The following is a 20593-nucleotide window of genomic DNA, read 5'->3' as shown; positions in this document are numbered from 1 at the left end:
ATTAGAAAATTCGGCGCTAAACCATCATGATAAAATATTATTTTAAATATCAAGATTATATTAATCATATACATTAATTTGATTATATAATACATTTATCAAAATAAATTTAGAACAAGAGAATTAAAAGAATTTTTAAGATATTTAGTCAGAAGGTTTATTGAGTAAATATCGCTGATGGTGACTACAGGACGAATACCTTCCTGTTATGAGCCTATAGTGGGATTAAGTTCAGATTAAAGAAAGTACTGATAATTCATGTAACAAACATTTTATTCACCACCCCCCTATGATATATGGTCTATTGAGAAGTTATTATTAGATCACTTAGAAATTTATATTACTCTATTTGTCAAACCTAAATAAACACTCAATTAAAATTACGCAGTTCCATTTTATATCTATATTAAATTTTTAATTTTATCCTATACCATTTAATCATAGGCGTTTTATTTAAATAAAATTTATCCTTATCTTTATTTTAATATGATTATCTATAGGAAGTTGATGGTATAATTGCCAATAGAGTTCCTTAATAGTTTTCAATAAAAAAGAGACATCATAATAAAAATACATATAGCATACTTTAAATATCCGAAATCATTATTATAAAGATCAAAATGAAAAAAGCAATTATTGTTTTAGTCCTATTTTTAAGTTCATCATTTCTTTACGCATCTATTAAGGACTCCAATGACACCGTTTTTATAGAAACGAAAATCACCTTAAAAACAAAAACGGGAGATATTTTCGGTACATTGATGACACCTGAAAAATCTGAAAACATACCTGTGGCATTGATAATAGCGGGATCTGGACCGACCGATAGAGACGGAAACATTCCAATGATGAAAAACAATTCGTTGAAAATGCTTGCAATTGCCTTATCACAATACGGCATTGCGACGTTAAGATTTGACAAGAGGGGAATTGCGGAAAGTAGGCTAGCTGGAAAAAACGAAGTAGATATTCGATTTGAAGATTATATAACTGATGCAAAAGAATGGATATCCTTGCTAAATGAAGATACGCGGTTTTCGGATGTCGTTGTTATCGGACATAGTGAGGGTTCTTTGATTGGTATGATAGCGGCCACTCATGCAGACAAATTTATCTCTATCTCTGGGGCCGGACAGTCTGCAGACAAAATCTTAAAAGAACAATTAAGCGGCCAACCGAAGGAAATCCAGGATGCATCCTTTCCTATTATTGACAGTTTAAAAAGTGGGAAAACAGTAGAAAATGTGAATCCCATGTTATATTCATTGTTCAGGCCAAGCGTACAGCCATACATGATTTCTTGGTTTAATTATGACCCATTAAATGAAGTAAACCGACTTCCCATTCCGGCCCTTATAATACAGGGAACAAATGATATTCAAGTATCTACAGAAGAAGCTACATATCTTTCAAAGGCAAACCACACGGCCCAATTGGCTATTATTGATAATATGAACCACATTTTCAAGATAGTAGAGGGAGACAGACAGGCCAATATAGCTACTTATAACAATCCTACTTTACCCATTTCGGATGAATTGATAAGCGTAATAAAAGACTTCATCAAAAAATAATCTGTAGGTAAAAACTCTAATATTATCAGTAATACTGAAATGATGTTTTAAAATCCAGATTCAAAAAAAACCAAACCAGTGTTCTCAATTTTTCAACACCTTTACTTTACTTCACATTTAATCATCATATAATGGATTTAACAGGGTTAATAGCAGGCATGTTGATAATTGGTACAGGTTTTTTCGTGAAATTATTCCCTAACCTCATCTCAGGGTACAATACGATGACCAAAGCCCAAAAAGACAATGTGGATATTGAAGGATTATCGACCTATATACGCAATGGATTTATTGCCATAGGATTGATAATCATTTTTGGATACTACACATTTAAATGGATAGGTATGATTATGATAGCCAATACCTTTATTCTTATCGTAATATTAATTGGCATTATGTATATCGTAATACGAGCTAACCGTTTTGACCAAAATAAAGATAAAGATACAAAGTCAAAGCTAAAAAATTATTTTGCTGGGTTTGTACTTGTATTTTCAATAGGAGGTATAGGCTACGGATTAATCCCCTCCAGCGTTCATTTCCATCAAGATTCAATAAAATTCACCGGTATGTACGGTACAGAAATAGACTATGCTAAAATAGAAAATGTCAAATTGACCGGCAAAAGGCCCGGCATTAGGGGCCGCACAAACGGGTTAAGTTTAGGACCTATAAGAAAAGGTTTTTTTACTGTTGATGGATTCGGCAAAAGCCGGTTACTGGTCCATTCAAAACAAGGCCCCTATTTGATCATTTCTACGATAGATGAAGAGATAATTATAATCAATTATATGCAACAAAAAGATACTGAAAGTATTTTTGAGCGCTTAGCTGCCATAGTAGAAGAGTGATCATATTTAATACCAATTTTATCAGTTTAGATGATCAACTATTATAGGGATTATTATATTTTTTATGCTATCAATTAATCTGAGTTTTAGGATTATACTGCAACATAATAGTCACAAGTTTTAATGCATTTATATATCTGGGTACAAATTGTTTAGGTTTTTCTATACACCTCATCAGCCAGCCCAGAAAAAGTTTATCGGCCCAATAAGGGATATGTGCCTGTTCACCGGTAAGAAAAGCAATGGCCGCACCTGTACATATTATAGCAGGTTTATAACTGAGATTGTTTTTCAGGTATGCACCTAGGATTTCCTGGACCCCTCCACCTAGATTTATGATTACATATCTTGGTTTTTTTTCTTCCAATAACTTCATCAAAGCTTCATCCTCTATATTTTCTTTTCCGTAAATGGGGGCTATATAAGAGTTTTCTTTCGAAACACTAAACCCATTACCGTTTAAATAGGACAAATTAAGCGCAGCTTCAATTTCTCTTGGATTAACTAATAAAATATCAGAATCCTTGCGAATCTCTTCATCAGAAAAAAATGTGTTTAAAAATTCAAGTCCAGATATTCTATTCACCTTTTTAGAATGGGTGGTATTCCATATCAATGCCATATATCCACTATCGGCAATTACTACATCAGCTGCCTTTAGCGATCTATAATAGGTGATATCACTTGATATAGAGGCCAGACCAGGCCCTGAAGGAACCACCAAAAGTCCTCCTTTTTTTAAATTCTCGACTACCTCTTTCACATGTCCATTAAAAAAATCAATTCCTAAAATATTTATAACGTTGGATTTCATAGGCTTGTCCATTTTTATACATGTCAAACTTATGTTTTAGCCCACTTGCAAAAAGGAATTTTCGATGAGTTGCCATTATCATTATGCGAATTAGGGAGAAATAAAGTCAAGCAATCTTGTAGAAAATCTACCCCATGAATCTACTTAATGAATACCCAAACTTATGGTATATGGATCTTTTACTTTAGTTGAAATTTTCAGGTTTAGCAATGGCAGTATGTCTCAGATTAAGATGTGAGAGGCCTATATTTTATTTCAATTAAAAAAACATGCTACATACTTGGTCATGTATTGCTTCTCGCGTAGTATGGTCAAATATGACTGACTAAAAAAAACTGACATTAATAATTAATACTAGTCACAAAGGCCTGACACCTTACTTCACTTAGCATACCCTTACCATATTACTACTAAAACTGATCTTATTCCATGAGAGATGGTAACGAAAATACTGCCCATTGATAATATGGTGAGTTTATTACCCATAGATATTTAGAGATATTTTGATAGTGGTAATCACCTGAAATATAATATTTCACCGTAGAGATACCCTCACTGGTCTATAAATTAAGCCCACTTACCGAAAAGAAATGATTAAATCTAAAGTTATTTCCAATTTTAAATCCATATAATATAAAATAAAATGTATTTCGTATTATAATTTTTGACTTACATATCAATTAACAGCCCAAAATACCAACATTCTTATTAGAGAGACCTAAACTGGTATCCCTAACACGTAATATTACCTTAAACAAAAAGAAAATTGTTAAGGGTACTATTTATATCAGTCCATATTTAATTATTAATCCCGACCTAAAATATCTGCAAAATGGTATTGACCGGGCGAAGCTGTAACCCATAGTACCCCCTACCTAAAAATAGTAGCTTCTTATTCAGCAAGGTCTCCTCTGCCCAATAAGTGTGAAGTAAAAATTCTCAAAACTTTTACGAATAAAAGACTTGTTTAAGGAAATCGTTAACACACCGGTAATCCAAAGCAAAAGAACGATCAATTATCACCAATATGGTAATTTGATAAAATTGGTTCTATTTACCGGAGGAGCCCAAGGACTCATCCAAGCATTGGGGTTAATTTGTGGGATTATAATAATCCGCATGCTTTCAATTGAAGAGTATGCCTATTATACCCTGGCAAATACCATGTTAGGAGCCATGATAGCATTAACTGATGGCGGCATATCAGCAGGTGTAATGTCTGAAGGAGGAAAGGTTTGGCAAGAAAAGTCCAAATTAGGTATCGTACTGCAGACGGGTTTAGCATTACGCAGAAAATTTGCATTTGTGAGTTTAATGATAGCAGTTCCAATACTACTATACTTACTAAGAAACCAGGATGCTTCCTGGGTGAATACCTTTTTAATCATAGCTGCCATACTACCAGCATTTTTTGCAGCATTATCTGGCTCGCTGCTCAATATCATACCTAGGTTAAATCAAACCGTCCAGCCATTGCAAAAAAATCAGATAGGAGTCGCAGCGGGGAGGCTTCTAATGACAGTTTCCATAATTTTTATTTTCCCCTTTACAGCTGTGGCTATAATCGCCAGTGGCATACCACAGATCATAGGAAATATTGGTATAAAAAAATTAGCCTATCAAAACGCGGAGGAAACAAAAGAAACCAGTATTCAGATAAGAAAAAAAATTTTACAGAAAGTTAACAGAATGCTACCCGAAACGATCTATTATTGTTTGAGCAGTCAGATAACCTATTGGATAATTTCATTTATAGGATCCACAGTAGCCCTGGCTAGTCTTGGTGCTTTGGCCAGAATCGGTACCATAGTAACTGTTTTTATAATGATATTCAATATGCTTTTCACACCGAGATTTGCCCGGTTACCTGAGTCCAAGATAATACTGAAAAAATATCTACTATCGGTTTCGGTATTGTTGATCGTATTAGTTATTTTGATACTCACTACAGCCTACTTTGGTTCATCACCCATACTTTGGTTATTAGGCGATGAATACAAAGGTTTAAACAAAGAATTGCTTTTATCGATTGGGGGAAGCTGTGCTTCTTTACTCACCCAGTGCTTTTTTGCCTTAAATACCAGTCGAGGTTGGATCATTCATCCAATGATTTATATCTTGATAAGCATCATCTCGACTACAGTTTCAATTATTGTTTTCGATATGGGTACTTTGCAGGGCGCTTTATATTTCGGAATAGTAGTGGCATCTACTCAAGCCTTGACTTTAATTGTCTATTGTTATAACAAAACCCTTAAAAGTTCCACATTGCCCTATAGGACATAGTGAACTATAGCTAAGCATTAAAAGAAAGAGCCCAAGCATAGCCTATAATAACTTCAGTATAAAATTATAATGTTTTTCAAATGATCGTCTTAAATATAGGGTTTCATGACTATAAGTATTTGTATTCCTACATACAATCGACCTGATTTTTTGATCCGGGCTATAAGAAGCTGCCTAGATCAAACATTTTTGCCTTCAGAAATTATCATAGGTGATGATTCGAAAAATGAAGCCAGTAAGCTATTGGTAGAACAATTGGTGCAAACCAATCATCTGCCAGTTAAAATCAATTATCATAAACATCCTGTGTCTAAGGGCCAGGCCAACAATGTAAATGCCCTCATTGCCCTTACACATAGTGAATGGTTTGTTTTGCTTCACGATGATGATATGCTGGTGAATACTGCCTTGAAGGATATGACAGATTATATATCCTCCTACCCACATATAGATATGGTATACGGAAAACAATATCTTATAGATGAGTCAGATAAAATTGATTTGGAGCATTCTGATTATTTTAATAATCTTTATTTCAGGACACCAACATATGAAGGAAATAATATCAATAGTTTTGAAGCAGGCCTTATCCAGCAAATCCCAAACAATGGATACTTACTTAGGACGAAAATTGCAAAACAAATTTCCTATCGAAACGCACCTGAAGTGGGTGATGCCTGTGATTTTGATTTTGGTTTTAGAATAGGATTAGCGGGATACAAACTTGGCTATTTGGACAGGTTCACCTCTAAATACAGATTAACAAAAAATTCCATATCCTTATCAAATACAGATTTTGCATATCGGGCTTATAAATTAATATTGCCCTACTACAGGTCAAGCCTGGACAGGGATAGGCTGGTACAAATAGCTTTATCCAGAAAATCTGCTCCTGCTGTAGTGGAAGCTATCCAAAAAGGGAAGGTATCTGATGGCTGGTCCATCTATTTTTCTCCGTTTCACCGGGATAAAATTTTTACTTTGGGTGGATTTAAAAGGATCATACAACTGATCTATGCTTCTTTAATGCTTATTCATGGAAGAGCCAACTAAAGTAAAACTCCTTATCATAGGAGCATCACAGGGTGTCTATGGTGGAATAGAAGCATTTATGATGACGATAGCAAAAGCAGCCTGTGAGTGGACAGAATTTGAGGTATGCCTTTGCTATAAAATGGTCAAAGGAGCTGTGCCTAACCCACATCTTAAGCAAATGGCTATAAAGGCCTGTCCAAATACGCAGTATGTTCACCGTGGTACAAAAAACTTGTTTAATTTGATCAAATGGGCGGATGTGGTCCATGCTCAAAACATGCCACCCGATATAATAATCCCTGCGTATTGTAGGCAAAAAAAAATATTCTTGACAGTACACAACAGGAAAATGGAAGGAATAAGCCTTCATTCGATGCTTTGGTCATGGACCATTAAAATGGCTACCCAAAGATGGTTCAATTCCCATTTTGTATGGAATAGCTGGGAACCCAAACAAAAAAGTTTGAAAAGCAGCTGTATACCTACGGTCTGTAACCTACCTACGAAAGAAGCTCCTATAGAAAACAGGAAAGGATTTATTTTTGTGGGAAGATGGATTAAAAATAAGGGAATCAAGGAAATTTTGCAGGCATATGCACTTTCAAATTTTGATAAAAACGAACACCCGCTGACAATCTTGGGAGATGGCCCCTTAAAAGAAGAGGTACTAGAACTGGTTAAAGAACTCAAAATAATAGTTTCCTTACCCGGGTTTGTATCAGATGAAAAAAAATATAAGTTTATAGCAAACAGCAAGTGGTTACTGGCCCCAGCAAATACCCAGGAGGATCTGGGATTGACTCCAATTGAAGCCAGAAATGTGGGAGTTCCTGCCATAGTAACTATAGATGGCGGCTTACCAGAATCGGGGGGGCCTAGTGCCCTCCTTGCTATCCCGGGAGACGTAGAAGATCTAAAACGCTGTATGCAGATAGCTGCCAGTATGAATGAAGAGGAATATGGTAATGCAGCAATGTTAAGCAAAGAATCATTAAAACATTTTTTAAAAGACATCTCATTTTATAGAAATGCTTTTCTCACATCATAATCCTAGTATTAAGCCAAGTAATTTTTTATACCATTCTTTCCCATATCAATTGCATGAAAAATCTAATTGTATTATCTAGGTCAGCGCCTCCTGAAGTTTGTGGAATGAGTGATTATTGCTATAATGTAGCCCTTCAACTTCAGACATATTATGATAAAGTTGAATTAGGAGTAGCACTTCTACCCATGAATTTGACTCAAAAAGGAGGGCCCATAATCGAGCATTGGGAAACCTTGCTGGATCGCGCGCTATCTTCCAATACTCCCCATGATATCATGCTTAATTACACACCTACTGCCTACCAAAGCTTTGGTATGCCTATAAGCTTATTAAAACGTTTAAAAAGATTGAAAAAAGAAAATAAGTCTAACAGGATATATGTGCTTATTCACGAATTATGGAACAACTCGATAGATTTAAAAATACACCATAAAATCCTAAACAGTTTGTACTCAATAAGTGGCAAATCCATTCTTAAAATGGCAGATGATGTGGCAGCATTCACTGCAGACCAGAAAAACCTTATATCTACTATCAAGCCAGGCAAAGAGGTACATAGAAGTATCATCGGAACAAATATTATCCCTAACGAATGCCATATGGCATTCAAACATGTACGTAAACCCGGACAATGGGTGGTTTTTGGATTACCTCATACAAGGTTATGGACGATCGATAAATTTAAGAACATTCTGTATGATTGTCATAAGTCTGGATTTATTCATCAGCTGATAGCTATTGGCCCAATAGATACTAAATATAGCCAACAAGAACTAAATATAGCCAATACCATATTTGGAAAAGGCGTCCTTATCCAGACTGGACCATTGTTTGGAAACGATATCACAGATTACTTTTTAACCTCAGAGGTGGCTTTGGTTGGCCAAAATGCCGACAGCTTGAGCAAATCAGGATCATTTGCTTCATTGGCGGCCCACGGTGTGCCTGTAGTTTGTGAAGTACCACTAACATTAGTAGATCCACCTGGTAAATATATCATAAGACCTGATGAACTCAAACATGAATTAAAATCAGGAAGCATTTCAGAAAAAAGTCAGGCATTGTACGATTGGTTTTGGAAAAATAGAAGTTGGGAGGCCATAGGAAAGGATTTCAATTCATGGATGAACCCTTAACTAATATTTGACTTTTTTATATCTATGTCCGCCATTCCGCTGTAATATGAATATCTATGTCACCCATCCTACGGGAAATAGTAATGTAAGAGCAATATTGGAAGCTTTTAATCAACAAGGAATATTGTCCGGTTACGCCACTACTATTGCACCAGATAGAAATGCATCTTATCTTAAATTACTGCCCTATAAGATCAGAACCGAATTACTGAGAAGAAACTTTGATATACCCGGCGAAATGATAACTACTTTTCCCATGCTGGAATTAGCACGGCTACTCTTCCCCAAGCTTGGATTAAAATCTTTGGTAAAGCATGAAAAAGGATTGGCGTCCATAGATGCGGTATATAAAAATCTCGACCTTAAAGTTGCAAATACACTTGAACGGATGCATCATAGCAAAAACATAGATTTCGTTTATGCTTACGAAGATGGTGCTTTAGCCACTTTTACTGTAGCCAAAAAACTTGGCATTAAGTGTATATACGATTTACCAATAGCCTATTGGGAGTTTTCCAAAAAATTGCTGGAAGAAGAAGCTGATAGATTACCTGACTGGGCCCCTACGCTTGGCGGTGGTATCCTAGACTCTCCAGCGAAATTGAAAAGAAAGACTATGGAGCTTCATTTAGCTGACGTAGTGGTAGGGCCTGGTTCTTTTGTGTTAGATTCTCTGCCTATAGGAATTAAAAGCAAAAAAATTATTATGTCTCCCTTTGGTTCACCTTTATCTTATACTCATTTGAAATTAAAGGAAAGTAAAAATTCCAAACTCAGGGTTTTGTTTGTAGGTGGAATGGGACAAAGAAAAGGCTTGGGGGATTTGTTCAACGCCATAAAAAAGCTCAACCGGGTAGATGTTGAATTAATCGTAATGGGTACACTATTGACAGACATGTCATTTTATAGAAAGGAATTTTCTTCCTTTACCTATGAGCCCGGCAGGTCGCATCAAGAAGTTTTGGATCTGATGGGTACCTGTGATGTTTTTTGCCTTCCTTCAATAGTAGAAGGTAGGGCCCTTGTGATGCAGGAAGCCATGAGCAGAGGATTGCCATTGATCATCACACCAAATACAGGTGGAGCTGATTTGGTTATTGAAGGCTTGACCGGCTTTATGGTTCCTATCCGGTCTCCGGAGAAAATAGCAGAAAAAATAGAATGGTTTGCAAATAATAGAAATAAGGTATTGGAGATGGGAAACCTCGCCAGGCTTCATGCAGAAAAGTACACATGGTCTGCATACGGGAATAAAATCGTATCAGAGATAAGGAATATGAGCCACCTAAACTATTAGAAAGTGTGTTAAATACCATTGCCTACGCCGATCAAAAAAATGAAAAAACTTCATTCAGTCAATCTGGAAATGAAGATTCATCTGTATCTTCTATTAAGTATGCTATCTGGATTTACATCGGTTTACTCCTATTTGAAGGTGCTTTAAGAAAATGGATACTTCCTACATTGTCAGGCCCCTTACTTCTCGTAAGAGAACCGATTGCCATTTACATTCTTTACCTAAGTATAAAAAAAGGGTTTTTATATGCCCATAAATATGTATTGCTAACTTGGTTGATAGGGTATATATCCTTTATAGCTACTATGATATCAGGTCATGGCAATTGGAGTGTCGCTATCTTTGGACTGCGTATATTATGGATCCAGTTTCCTTTACTATTCATCATAGGTAAGGTATTCGATAGAAAGGATGTAGTCCTGTTAGGAAAATTATTACTATATGTCTCTATACCCATGACGGTTTTAATGACCATTCAGTTTTATAGTCCACAATCTGCCTGGATAAATAGAGGTGTAGGTGGAAATGAAGCCGGTGGAGGATTTGATGGGGCTATGGGATTTTTTAGACCTCCGGGCACTTTTTCCTTTATCAATGGCCTCTTTTTGTTTTACGGATTGACAGCAGCCTATATTTTCTATTTTTGGCTATCTTCAAAAGATTTAGTCAATAAAAAAACACTCATTTTGGCAACTATTTGTCTAATGGCGGCAGTGCCATTATCCATAAGCAGAACTTTGCTATTAATGGTAGGAATTTGTGCTTTTTTTGCGCTGATAGCAGCTGCTTTCAATGCCAAGTACCTTCCTAAAATAGTACTGGCAATGGTCGGTCTTTCCGTATTGTTTATGGCTTTGAGCAATGTAGGTTTCTTTAAGACAGCTTTAGAAGCCTTCTCAGTAAGAATGGAAACGGCCGGTGCGGTAGAGGGAGGTGCTAAAGGAATATTCTTGGATAGATTTTTAGGAGGCATGCTCAATAGTTTATCCGATACAGGGAAATTACCTTTTTTTGGTTTAGGATTAGGCATGGGTACAAATGCTGGCACCCAGTTATTGACTGGAGGGGTAAACGAGTACCTTATCGATGAAGGAGAATGGGGAAGACTCATAGGTGAAATGGGATTCTTATTTGGGTTGGCAGCAATAATCATTCGCCTCGTGCTAATAGGGGAATTCGCAGTAAAAACATTCAAATGTGTAAGAGCAGGAGATTTTCTTCCTTGGCTCCTTTTTGGGAATGGCTTTATGCTTATTTTACAAGGTCAATGGGGGCAACCCACAAGTTTAGGATTCTCAGTATTGATCGGGGGATTGATCATAGCATCCTATAAAAAGAGGCCGGATGAGACTATTCAGTATTTTTAGGATACAATTCAAATAGACATTTCAGATGCTATTGGGTTTGAATAAAAAATAATAAAGGTATTTATATATGAATCAGCAATGAAAATCATTTTGATAGGGAATTATACCAGAGATAGGCAGGAAAGTATGAACCGATTTGTTCATTTATTGGCAAAAGGTTTTGGATCCCAAGGCTTATCGACTGAGATATGGATTCCGGCCTCATTTTTTGGTAAGTTTTTTACGCATACCAATACTGGATATAGAAAATGGTTCGGGTATATTGATAAGTGGATTGTATTCCCTATCATTTTAACCTTCAAATTATCATTTACAAAGTATAAACGTAAAGATTATTTTTTCCATGTGGCCGATCATTCTAATTCACCATATTTATCTTATCTCCCTGCAAATCGAAAAGCAATTACCTGTCATGATGTACTGGCTATCCGAGGAGCATTTGGACACAAGGATGCTTTTATATCATCTACCAGAATGGGGAAAGTATTGCAGAATTGGATATTACAAAACCTATTAAAGGCGGAGCGGGTAGTTTGTGTATCAAGTCTTACGAAGATTCATTTGGAGGAACTTAGAATTAATTATGAAAAGGCTAAAAATAAAGGTAAAACCACAAAGTTAGAAGTGATCTACAATTCATTTAATAATGAATTTAAACCCCTGAAAAAACAGCCTTCCTTACTTTCAGATTGCGGAATAAATACTTTTTCACCATATATTTTGCATGTAGGCTCTGATTTGCTCCGAAAAAACAGAAAATTGTTATTAGACATGGCTATTACGCTTAAGGATGATTGGACAGGGTATATCTGTTTGGCCGGTGATCCTATAGAAGATGAACTGAAGGCCTATGCCAAAAAAAATGGTATATATGATCGACTTATAGAAGTAATCAAACCTGATCACGAACATTTATTAGCCTTATATTCATCATGTGAAGCTTTTATATTTCCATCATTTTCGGAAGGCTTTGGATGGCCTCTTATTGAAGCACAGGCATGTGGTGCACCGGTGATAGCAAGCGATATATATCCTATGCCAGAAGTAGGAGGAGAAGGAGCCCTTTATAATTCCCCTTATGATGCAGTAGGATTTGCCAAAGCCTTTAAACTATTGTTAAAAGATGATTGTCTAAGACAGGAACTGATCAATAAAGGATTTAAAAACACACTGCGGTTTGAAACTAGGATAATGACTGAAAGGTATTTAAAAATATTTAGGGCTTAAAATTATGGTAAAAAAAATTATAACACTGCTGTTGCCCTGGACACTGAGAAGAAAGGCTTTAAATAAATGGTTTGGATATCAAATAGACATAAGTGCAAAAATAGGAATGGCATGGGTTTTTCCGAAAAATCTTATCATGAAAGCCGGTAGTAAAATAGATCATTTTACAGTTGCCATCCATTTAGATAAAATCCATATGGAAAAAGCAACTATGGTAGGAAGAAGCAATTGGATAACAGGTTTTCCATCTGGGTCAGACAGTCTTCATTTTGCCCACCAATATAGTAGAACTTCAGAATTATTCTTGGACGAAGAATCAGCCATAACCAAAAATCACCATATAGATTGTACTAATTCGGTATACATTGGCAAATATTCGACCATTGCTGGATATTATTCACAGATACTCACTCATTCTATCAATATCATGGAAAACCGTCAGGATAGCGCACCGATTCATATAGGAAATTATTGCTTTATAGGAACCAATACGGTCATACTTGGAGGGGCTGTACTTCCAGATAATAGCATATTGGGAGCTAAATCTCTTCTTAATAAAGCTTGCCGTGATTCGTGGAAATTATATGGAGGAGTGCCGGCAAAGCCTATATCTGATATTCCCAAGACCGCTAAGTATTTTTTAAGGAAAGATGGATTTGTTTACTGATTTCAAAAAAATGAAGGTATTACATATAGTTTCAGGAATGGGGATAAAAGAAGGCGGTGTAGCTACTTGCACTTATGAACTTGTAGCAGGTCTACGAAAATCAAAAACAGAAACTGAAATACTTAGCTACGAACCGGCTAAAGGAGATAGGCTGATTAGTGAAGAAGATTATATACTCTCGGTAAAGGGCAAGAAACTAAAATTTTACCTTTATTCTAAGCAGTTCAAAAAGAAAATAGACAGCCTAAATGACTATCATCTATACCATGCCAATGGCGTTTGGCAATATCCATCTCACATAGCAGCAGTAATAGCAAGAAAGAAAAAAATACCGCTTGTAATAAGCCCCCACGGCATGCTTTATCCACAGGATTTGCAAAAACGAAAGTTTTTCAAAAAAATTTTATGGAGATGGTTCTTGAAAAAAGATTTAAATAATGCCACTTGCATACATGCAACATGTATGGAAGAAATGAATCATTTAAGATCTTTAGGTATAAGTGCCCCTATAGCGGTCATACCCAACCCAATTGGGATAATAGATTATAATTTCAATAATCTTCAATATCAGTTGAACAAAAAACGATCTATTGGCTATTTAGGCAGATTAGATCCGCGTAAAAATGTGGAATGTCTCATATATGCCTGGTACAACTTAAAAGATCAGATGCAAAACGAAGAGTTGGTTATCATCGGTTCTGGGGATATTAAGTATGAAAATTTTCTAAAAAATGAAGTCCAAAGGCTTCAATTGACCAATGTGCTGTTTACAGGTTTTTTAAGTGGAAGGGAAAAATATGATCGAATAGCATCATTGTCCTACCTGGCTGTACCCAGTCATTTCGAAAACTTCGGAATGAATATAGCTGAAGCCCTGTCATTTAAAGTACCGGTATTGGCTTCCAAAGGTACACCATGGGAAGATCTCATTACAAACAACTGTGGCTGGTGGATAGAAAATGACATCCAATCTTTCACTACTGCCATTCATGAAGCTATGAGATTATCGGAATCTAAAAGATTGGAAATGGGTGAAAATGGATATAACCTTATCAAAAATAAATATGCTACAGATAAAGTAGTCTATAAAATGAACCTGTTATATAAGTCAATAGTAAAAGGAGAATTTTCTTCTGAAATGAACTTCGTTTATTAAAAATCGAAACCGAATAGCAAAAAACATAATATAACATTAATGACATTCCTTATTAAATTAAAAAATAATTGGTCATTTATTCCATTATAATATATACCATTATTGGATATCCATGGCTATTATTATATTATTTATTTGCCAAAAATAAACACCAAACATAACATACAAGACAAACGGAACCATCTCATATTCTTACTTTTTAGCCTGTATTCAGTAATTTTTACTTCATGATAGCAGGTACACATTCGATTTAATATATTATATAATCTATATAGTAATGTACATAATTTATATATCTATATCCCTATAATACCTGGATTTACACCCGATTTAAAACTAACATCATTACAAACAACTAAATTAATATGGTTTCAGTTTTAATTTTAACCAAAAATGAAGAGCAGGATTTACCTGGATGTTTAGATTCAGTGTCATGGAGTAACGATATTCATCTCTACGATTCTTTCAGTGAAGATAATACAGTGCCGATAGCAAAGGCAGCCGGTGCAAAAATAACTCAACGAAAATTTGATAATTGGTCAACCCATCAAAATTGGGGCTTGTCTAATATTCCCTTCCAAAATAAATGGGTTCTTTATATCGATGCAGATGAGCGAGTTTCTGATAACCTGAAAAAAGAATTATTAAAATTTGATTTCACCCAATCCAAAGCTGTAGCATATGAAATTCAAAGACGTGATTTTGCTTGGGACGGCACGTGGCTCAAACATTCCCAGATATCCCCCTACTATTTGCGCCTATTTATTCCGGGTAAAATGCGTTATGAACGGTTAGTCAATCCTGTTTCAATACCTGATGGTCCAATTGACCGCATGAATGGATTTTTAGACCATTATCCGTTCAGCAAGGGATTTCGGTACTGGATACAGCGACATCTAGGCTATGCTGACATGGAAGCTGAGACACGGACCAGGGACCTACAGGAAAAAAAAGAATTCTCCATAAAGAAAGCCATATTTAGTAAAGATTTTACTGAAAAGCGCTATCATCAAAAAGGACTGTTTTATAAACTCCCCGGTAGACCTTTCATAAAATGGTTTTATATGGTCATTGTAAACAGGGCTTTTTTGGATGGCAGAGCGGGCATAACATATGCTACTTTACAATCGATTTATGAATATTTTATAATCATCAGAAGCAATGAGATAAAAAACAAATAGAAAAAAAACCCATTAAATAAACTATAAAACACTTAATATAAACCCTCATTTTTTGACAATCTTTCTCACCTCAAAATTAAATTTTAAAAAATATACCACTGATACTAATACTTTAACAAAACTAATATGATTTTACACAACACAACTTATCATAAATATAATTATTAAAATCAAAACATTCGATCCTAGTCATTAAAGGGGAATTCCAATACCTATATAATGTTATAAACATTAACTTTTATTTTATGAAGAAAACACTAACCTATTTTATAATATCCCTAATAATGCTTAGCTCTTGCCGAAGCAGTAAAAACATACCCTACTTTAAAAACATACCGCTGTCAGAATACAGTAAAATAACTCAATCATCATTTACAGAACCGATAATCCAGCAAGATGATGTTCTTGATATCATCATTCAAACCACAGAACCATTAGCATCACTTTCTGTCAAAGCGGCAGCAGTGGAAGCTCCTATACAAAGTCCAGGGGGACAAGTTCGGGTACCCGGGTTTATTGTAGATAAAAACGGGGAAGTAGAAATGCCTGTAGTAGGAACCGTCCGGCTGGAAGGGCTCACCACTTATGAAGCCAGGCAGGTGATAAGAAAAAAAGCGGCTAAATTTTATGTGGACCCTGCAGTACAGGTTAGATTTTTGAATTTTACTATAACTGTCATAGGAGAAGTAAATAGGCCCTCCAATTATACTGTCCCAAATGAAAAGGTCAATATACTGGATGCGATAGGGATGGCCGGGGATTTAACCATTTTTGGCAAACGCGAAAATGTCCTGCTCATAAGAGAAGGTAAAGACGGCAAAGAGATGGTAAGGTTTAACTTGAACGACGCCGAAGTTTTTAATTCCCCCTATTATTTCCTTCGTCAAAACGATATAATATATGTAGAGCCCAGCAAAGCCAGAATTGCTTCCACGGACGCTACCAGATTAAGTGCCTTGGCTATCATAGCCACGATTATATCCAGTTCAGTCCTGGCAGCATCTATCCTATTATAATATATAATGATCATATACATAAACATTTTTCATAATGGAAAAGGGCAGTAAATACCGGCATCAGGAACAGTTGGGACTAGATTATATGACATATATACAAAGTTTAAAAGACAGCTGGATATTGCTTTTGGCATGCTTGGTAATTTGTCTTACCTCAGCATGGCTTTACCTACGGTACGAAGCTGTACCTAGTTACTATACTCATGCAAAAGTACTTTTTGCCGATGCAACTCAGAGCAATTCAAGTGGAGGTGCGGGGGCACAATCGCCCTCAGATGCCTTTATGCTGATGGGAAATAGAGGTTCTATAGAGAATGAGCTGGAGATATTACAAACCAGGACATTAATGGAAGAGCTAGTCAGAAATCAAAGGCTGAATCTTATATGGTATCATATTGGAACTTTACGTGAAGTTGAAATTTTTGAAACACCGTATGTTTTAGAAATGACAAAAACGTTGGAGTCACTTCAGCAGGACAACTTTTATTTTCAACAGGTCTCCTTGAGTGAGTTTAGGTTTGAGAAGTCTAAAGAAGACTTCGAAAAAGGGGTTCTATATCAATTCAACACTCCTTACATAATAGGAAACCTGGGCCAGTTTTCAATCAAAAAAGCTAAACCATCAGATATTGACAACAATATTTACAGAATAGAAATAAACAGTATTCAAAATAGTGCCGCTGATTTACTATCCCGACTGACTGTTCAGCAGGGCAACAAACAGTCCTCGGTTATAGACCTAAGACTAAGCAGCTCCAGCCCTCCCAAAGGAGAGTATATTTTGGAGGGTTTTATAAGTGAATATATACGACAAAATATTATTAATAAAACCAAACTGGCGGAAAACACCATGGCGTTCATAGATGAACGGATACAGTTTGTCAGCGCTGAATTAGAAGGCATCGAGGGCAATATACAGAATTTTATGCAAGGCAGTGGTTTAGCTAATATTTCCGAACAGTCTAAACTGCTGTTGGAAAGAAGCACTGAGAGCTCTAAAGAACTTGCTGAAATAGAATCTAGGCTTTTAATCGTAAGTGGGTTTGTTGACAAACTTAATGAAGATGGAACAGCAGAAATTATATCAGGCTCCGTTATAGCTGATGACCCTGGTTTCAATACACTGATAGCCAGTTATAATTCATTGAACTTAGAGCGTGAAAAACTTTTGCTCTCCTACACTCCCAATAATCCTTATGTACTCAATGCCAACCAGCAACTATCCTCTATCAGAACCAATATATTAAATTACTTGAGAGACATGAAACGCCGTTTGCAGACGCAGCGGGATATGATCGAAAAGGATACGCGTAAACTTGATTACAACATAAGAGAGGTACCTGCTAAAGAAAGAGCATATTTAGACTTATCACGGCAGCAGCAGCTCAAGCAGGAATTATACATTTTTTTATTGCAGAAAAGAGAAGAAACAGCAATAGCAAACACTTCAAATTTGGGAAATATAAGAGTCATTGACAAACCCCTATCAAACAGGTGGCCACACAGTCCACAAACTAGGGTAATTTGGATAATGGCATTTTTTATAGCCTTCACCATACCTATTTTAAAAGTATATTTAAAGGAAGTGACGAAAAGTAAAGTAAGTGAAAGAAGGGATGTTGAAAAACGGACTTCTATAAACATAATTGCTGAATTGAGTCATTACCCTAAAAAAGATAAAACTGTTGAATTTAAAACTTCTAGATCTATCCTAGCCGAACAATTCAGATCCTTGCGTACAGATTTACAGTTTTTATTGCCTTCTGCCCACCAGAAAGTAATTATGACCACTTCAAGCATATCTGGTGAAGGAAAATCGTTTACTTCTATAAATTTAGCTAAGGTATGTGCTATTTCAGATAAAAAAGTTTTGTTGCTAGAGTTTGATTTACGCAAACCTTCTATTTCAAATTATCTGAAATTAAAAACCCAGGTAGGAATCTGTAATTTTATCGTAAATCGTGATTTGACATTTGAAGACATTGTCATCCCCTTAAATGAATATGGCAATCTACACTTTATCCCTTCCGGACCAATCCCTCCAAACCCCTCAGAGTTAATACTAAATAATAGAGTGGAGGAATTATTCAAATATGCAAAAATGAATTATGATTATATTATTGTAGATTCTCCCCCTATAGGTATCGTGACAGATGCTGATTTACTTTCCAGATTTTCGGACACCATATTATATATTGTGAGAGTAAATCATTCACCATTACATTTTTTATCTAAGTTGGAAAAATTATATCATTCAGGTAAAATACCCTATGTTTCTATAATACTGAATGACATAAAAAATCTAGAACACAGTTATTATAATTATTATTCAGAAAATACGAATACATCAAAATGGTGGAAAAGTAGTAAATCCAAAGTTTATGGTTAATCAAGATACATTGACAGGCCCCTCTTTTTCACTTTCCAATCGTTTGGCCCGTGTTAGCTGGAATATTACTTATATGATATTCTTTAAATATACTCCTCATCCGTTTTTTAAGTGGAGGTCATTATTGTTAAAACTATTCGGGGCTAAAGTTGGTAAGGGTGTGCATATATATCCAAAAGCCAAAATCTGGGCCCCCTGGAACCTTGAAATCGGAACACAAAGTTCAATCGCAAATGGAGCGAATGTATACTGTCAAGGACGTATAACTATCGGCGACAGAACAATCATATCGCAGGGAGTTCACCTTGTATCTGGTACCCATGACTATACAGATTATGGATTTCCACTAATAACTAAACCAATACACATAGGGGATTTAGTATGGATTGCTTCCGATGTTTTCATACATCCAGGCGTAGTCATAGGTAACGGATGCGTAATAGGTGCCAGATCAGTGGTCAATAAAAATCTACCAAGTTGGATGGTTTGTTCAGGTCACCCCTGTATTCCTATAAAAGAAAGGAAATTATTTAAAAATATACCGAAAGAAGCACTATTCTATTAGCCGCTTATTTTTTTTTAATTTCCAATGTTCAAAAAACTTACTTAAATGTATAACATATGGATATAACCCCAACTTCCCGCACCCCTCTTTTTATCAAAATTAGTTCTTTTATATAAGATCAAAATATGTAAGCAATCCCTAAATAAATAGACCTTCCCGCATTTATCCGAAATTTCATAAAATTCATAAGGTGCATATAAATAACTTATATAATATCAGTTCCTCTAAGAATCCATTATCTTTTCATTGACATAAAGTCATTTTTTCCATAACCGATACAGAATCTGTAAATAAATACGGCATAACATAATTATATTTAATCTACTAATAGTAAATGTGTTATTTTTAGCATACATGAACTGATTCGACAGATTTTTTACCACCTTATATTTTATAATAATTGGTTTCCCTTATATAATTACCTCCCATAAAATCATTCAAATAAAAAACCCTAATCAAGATCTAGATCAAATGAATCTCAATACACATCATCTCTTGGGTTCTTCTCAGGGCTAAGCTCAGATAAAAAAAAATCAGGGGTCTGAACCCAACACCCAAAAATAAAAATGCTTCAGTATTATGGGCGCTGTTGACCATACATAAACATAGGACGAAATAGTGTATGAACAGAAGACAATTAATTTGAGGTGATTATCAATCAATAGAGCCTATTGTAATTCATTCATAACAGGGAACACGACCTATCTATAACCATAAACTAAGTATACCCAATATATCTAACTTTACTTTTTACTTATAAAGCAGCCAAATAATCTATTTAAATAAAAAATAAATTTAAAAAAAATATTTTTTTGAATCATATAAATAATCAAAAATGAATTATTACATTTGATTGATTACTTTTGAGTTTTTAATTGATTAAGTACCGCTATTTAGCCTTGTAATAAACAATTACTATTGATTAACTATCCCACTAACCAATAGTAAGATTATAATTATAAAAATATTTATTATTTACCTATA

16 protein-coding genes are annotated in these 20593 nt (G+C 35.3%); 15 read left to right on the top strand and 1 reads right to left on the bottom strand.

The features are described from left to right. Nucleotides 1-620 precede the first annotated feature (620 nt). Together EL17_RS16690 and EL17_RS16685 are read left to right on the top strand one after the other, a co-directional pair. Entirely contained in the window at nucleotides 621-1574 is a 954-nt protein-coding gene (locus tag EL17_RS16690; RefSeq protein ID WP_035076691.1) for an alpha/beta hydrolase, read from the top strand. Nucleotides 1575-1705: 131 nt separating this feature from the next. Then, entirely contained in the window at nucleotides 1706-2425 is a 720-nt protein-coding gene (locus tag EL17_RS16685; RefSeq protein WP_035076689.1) for a DUF3784 domain-containing protein, read from the top strand. 70 nt (nucleotides 2426-2495) lie between these two features. On the opposite strand, the gene EL17_RS16680 is transcribed toward EL17_RS16685, so the two are convergent. After that, nucleotides 2496-3239, bottom strand: coding sequence for a WecB/TagA/CpsF family glycosyltransferase (locus tag EL17_RS16680; protein WP_164675128.1), 744 nt, complete (start codon nucleotides 3237-3239; stop codon nucleotides 2496-2498). Between the two features lie 963 nt (nucleotides 3240-4202). On the opposite strand from EL17_RS16680, the gene EL17_RS16675 reads away from it, so the two are divergent. The 13 genes from EL17_RS16675 to EL17_RS16615 all read left to right on the top strand — a co-directional run bounded on the left by EL17_RS16675 (nucleotide 4203) and on the right by EL17_RS16615 (nucleotide 19609). Next, a complete protein-coding gene (locus tag EL17_RS16675) occupies nucleotides 4203-5525 on the top strand; it encodes a polysaccharide biosynthesis protein (protein ID WP_051720059.1) in 1323 nt (440 codons plus the stop codon). Nucleotides 5526-5630: 105 nt separating this feature from the next. Then, nucleotides 5631-6578: a glycosyltransferase family 2 protein gene (locus tag EL17_RS16670; protein WP_051720058.1), complete on the top strand. Its 948-nt coding sequence runs from the start codon at nucleotides 5631-5633 to the stop codon at nucleotides 6576-6578. Then, nucleotides 6562-7608: a glycosyltransferase gene (locus EL17_RS16665; RefSeq protein ID WP_035076685.1), complete on the top strand. Its 1047-nt coding sequence runs from the start codon at nucleotides 6562-6564 to the stop codon at nucleotides 7606-7608. Before EL17_RS16670 ends, EL17_RS16665 begins: the two co-directional genes overlap by 17 nt. A gap of 53 nt (nucleotides 7609-7661) precedes the next feature. Then, nucleotides 7662-8744 carry a hypothetical protein gene (locus EL17_RS16660; protein ID WP_035076682.1) on the top strand — a complete coding sequence of 361 codons (1083 nt, stop codon included), beginning with the start codon at nucleotides 7662-7664 and terminating at the stop codon, nucleotides 8742-8744. Between the two features lie 46 nt (nucleotides 8745-8790). Further along, entirely contained in the window at nucleotides 8791-10041 is a 1251-nt protein-coding gene (locus EL17_RS16655) for a glycosyltransferase family 4 protein (RefSeq protein ID WP_035076680.1), read from the top strand. A gap of 5 nt (nucleotides 10042-10046) precedes the next feature. Further along, the gene (locus EL17_RS16650; RefSeq protein WP_240486008.1) at nucleotides 10047-11408 is read left to right on the top strand and encodes a hypothetical protein; all 1362 of its coding nucleotides are present in this window, start codon (nucleotides 10047-10049) and stop codon (nucleotides 11406-11408) included. Between the two features lie 78 nt (nucleotides 11409-11486). Next, nucleotides 11487-12635 (top strand): glycosyltransferase, encoded by a 1149-nt coding sequence (locus tag EL17_RS16645; protein ID WP_035076678.1) that lies wholly within the window; start codon nucleotides 11487-11489, stop codon nucleotides 12633-12635. 4 nt (nucleotides 12636-12639) lie between these two features. Further along, nucleotides 12640-13302, top strand: coding sequence for an acyltransferase (locus EL17_RS16640; RefSeq protein ID WP_035076676.1), 663 nt, complete (start codon nucleotides 12640-12642; stop codon nucleotides 13300-13302). A 10-nt stretch (nucleotides 13303-13312) separates the two neighbouring features. Then, entirely contained in the window at nucleotides 13313-14458 is a 1146-nt protein-coding gene (locus EL17_RS16635; protein ID WP_035077562.1) for a glycosyltransferase, read from the top strand. 365 nt (nucleotides 14459-14823) lie between these two features. Next, nucleotides 14824-15639, top strand: a complete 816-nt coding sequence (locus tag EL17_RS16630) for a glycosyltransferase family 2 protein (protein WP_035076674.1) — start codon at nucleotides 14824-14826, stop codon at nucleotides 15637-15639. A gap of 245 nt (nucleotides 15640-15884) precedes the next feature. Further along, on the top strand, nucleotides 15885-16655 hold the full coding sequence (locus EL17_RS16625) for a polysaccharide biosynthesis/export family protein (protein ID WP_035076672.1): 771 nt from the start codon (nucleotides 15885-15887) through the stop codon (nucleotides 16653-16655). A 34-nt stretch (nucleotides 16656-16689) separates the two neighbouring features. Beyond that, nucleotides 16690-19044, top strand: coding sequence for a GumC family protein (locus tag EL17_RS16620; protein ID WP_051720057.1), 2355 nt, complete (start codon nucleotides 16690-16692; stop codon nucleotides 19042-19044). Further along, nucleotides 19037-19609 carry an LbetaH domain-containing protein gene (locus tag EL17_RS16615; protein WP_035076669.1) on the top strand — a complete coding sequence of 191 codons (573 nt, stop codon included), beginning with the start codon at nucleotides 19037-19039 and terminating at the stop codon, nucleotides 19607-19609. The genes EL17_RS16620 and EL17_RS16615 overlap by 8 nt, the downstream gene beginning before the upstream one ends. The last annotated feature ends 984 nt before the right edge of the window (nucleotides 19610-20593 follow it).

It is taken from the genome of Anditalea andensis (genome assembly GCF_000714815.1).
Lineage (GTDB): Bacteria > Bacteroidota > Bacteroidia > Cytophagales > Cyclobacteriaceae > Anditalea > Anditalea andensis.
This window is presented reverse-complemented; position numbering and strand designations above follow the sequence as displayed.

Bases quoted from the DNA above. Each gene is read 5' to 3' on its own strand.
- EL17_RS16660 (WP_035076682.1), top strand. From the start codon at position 7,662: ATGAAAAATCTAATTGTATTATCTAGGTCAGCGCCTCCTGAAGTTTGT.
- EL17_RS16645 (WP_035076678.1), top strand. From the start codon at position 11,487: ATGAAAATCATTTTGATAGGGAATTATACCAGAGATAGGCAGGAAAGT.
- EL17_RS16615 (WP_035076669.1), top strand. From the start codon at position 19,037: ATGGTTAATCAAGATACATTGACAGGCCCCTCTTTTTCACTTTCCAAT.
- EL17_RS16680 (WP_164675128.1), bottom strand. From the start codon at position 3,239: ATGAAATCCAACGTTATAAATATTTTAGGAATTGATTTTTTTAATGGA.
- EL17_RS16685 (WP_035076689.1), top strand. From the start codon at position 1,706: ATGGATTTAACAGGGTTAATAGCAGGCATGTTGATAATTGGTACAGGT.
- EL17_RS16640 (WP_035076676.1), top strand. From the start codon at position 12,640: ATGGTAAAAAAAATTATAACACTGCTGTTGCCCTGGACACTGAGAAGA.
- EL17_RS16630 (WP_035076674.1), top strand. From the start codon at position 14,824: ATGGTTTCAGTTTTAATTTTAACCAAAAATGAAGAGCAGGATTTACCT.
- EL17_RS16635 (WP_035077562.1), top strand. From the start codon at position 13,313: ATGAAGGTATTACATATAGTTTCAGGAATGGGGATAAAAGAAGGCGGT.
- EL17_RS16670 (WP_051720058.1), top strand. From the start codon at position 5,631: ATGACTATAAGTATTTGTATTCCTACATACAATCGACCTGATTTTTTG.
- EL17_RS16625 (WP_035076672.1), top strand. From the start codon at position 15,885: ATGAAGAAAACACTAACCTATTTTATAATATCCCTAATAATGCTTAGC.
- EL17_RS16665 (WP_035076685.1), top strand. From the start codon at position 6,562: ATGGAAGAGCCAACTAAAGTAAAACTCCTTATCATAGGAGCATCACAG.
- EL17_RS16655 (WP_035076680.1), top strand. From the start codon at position 8,791: ATGAATATCTATGTCACCCATCCTACGGGAAATAGTAATGTAAGAGCA.
- EL17_RS16620 (WP_051720057.1), top strand. From the start codon at position 16,690: ATGGAAAAGGGCAGTAAATACCGGCATCAGGAACAGTTGGGACTAGAT.
- EL17_RS16690 (WP_035076691.1), top strand. From the start codon at position 621: ATGAAAAAAGCAATTATTGTTTTAGTCCTATTTTTAAGTTCATCATTT.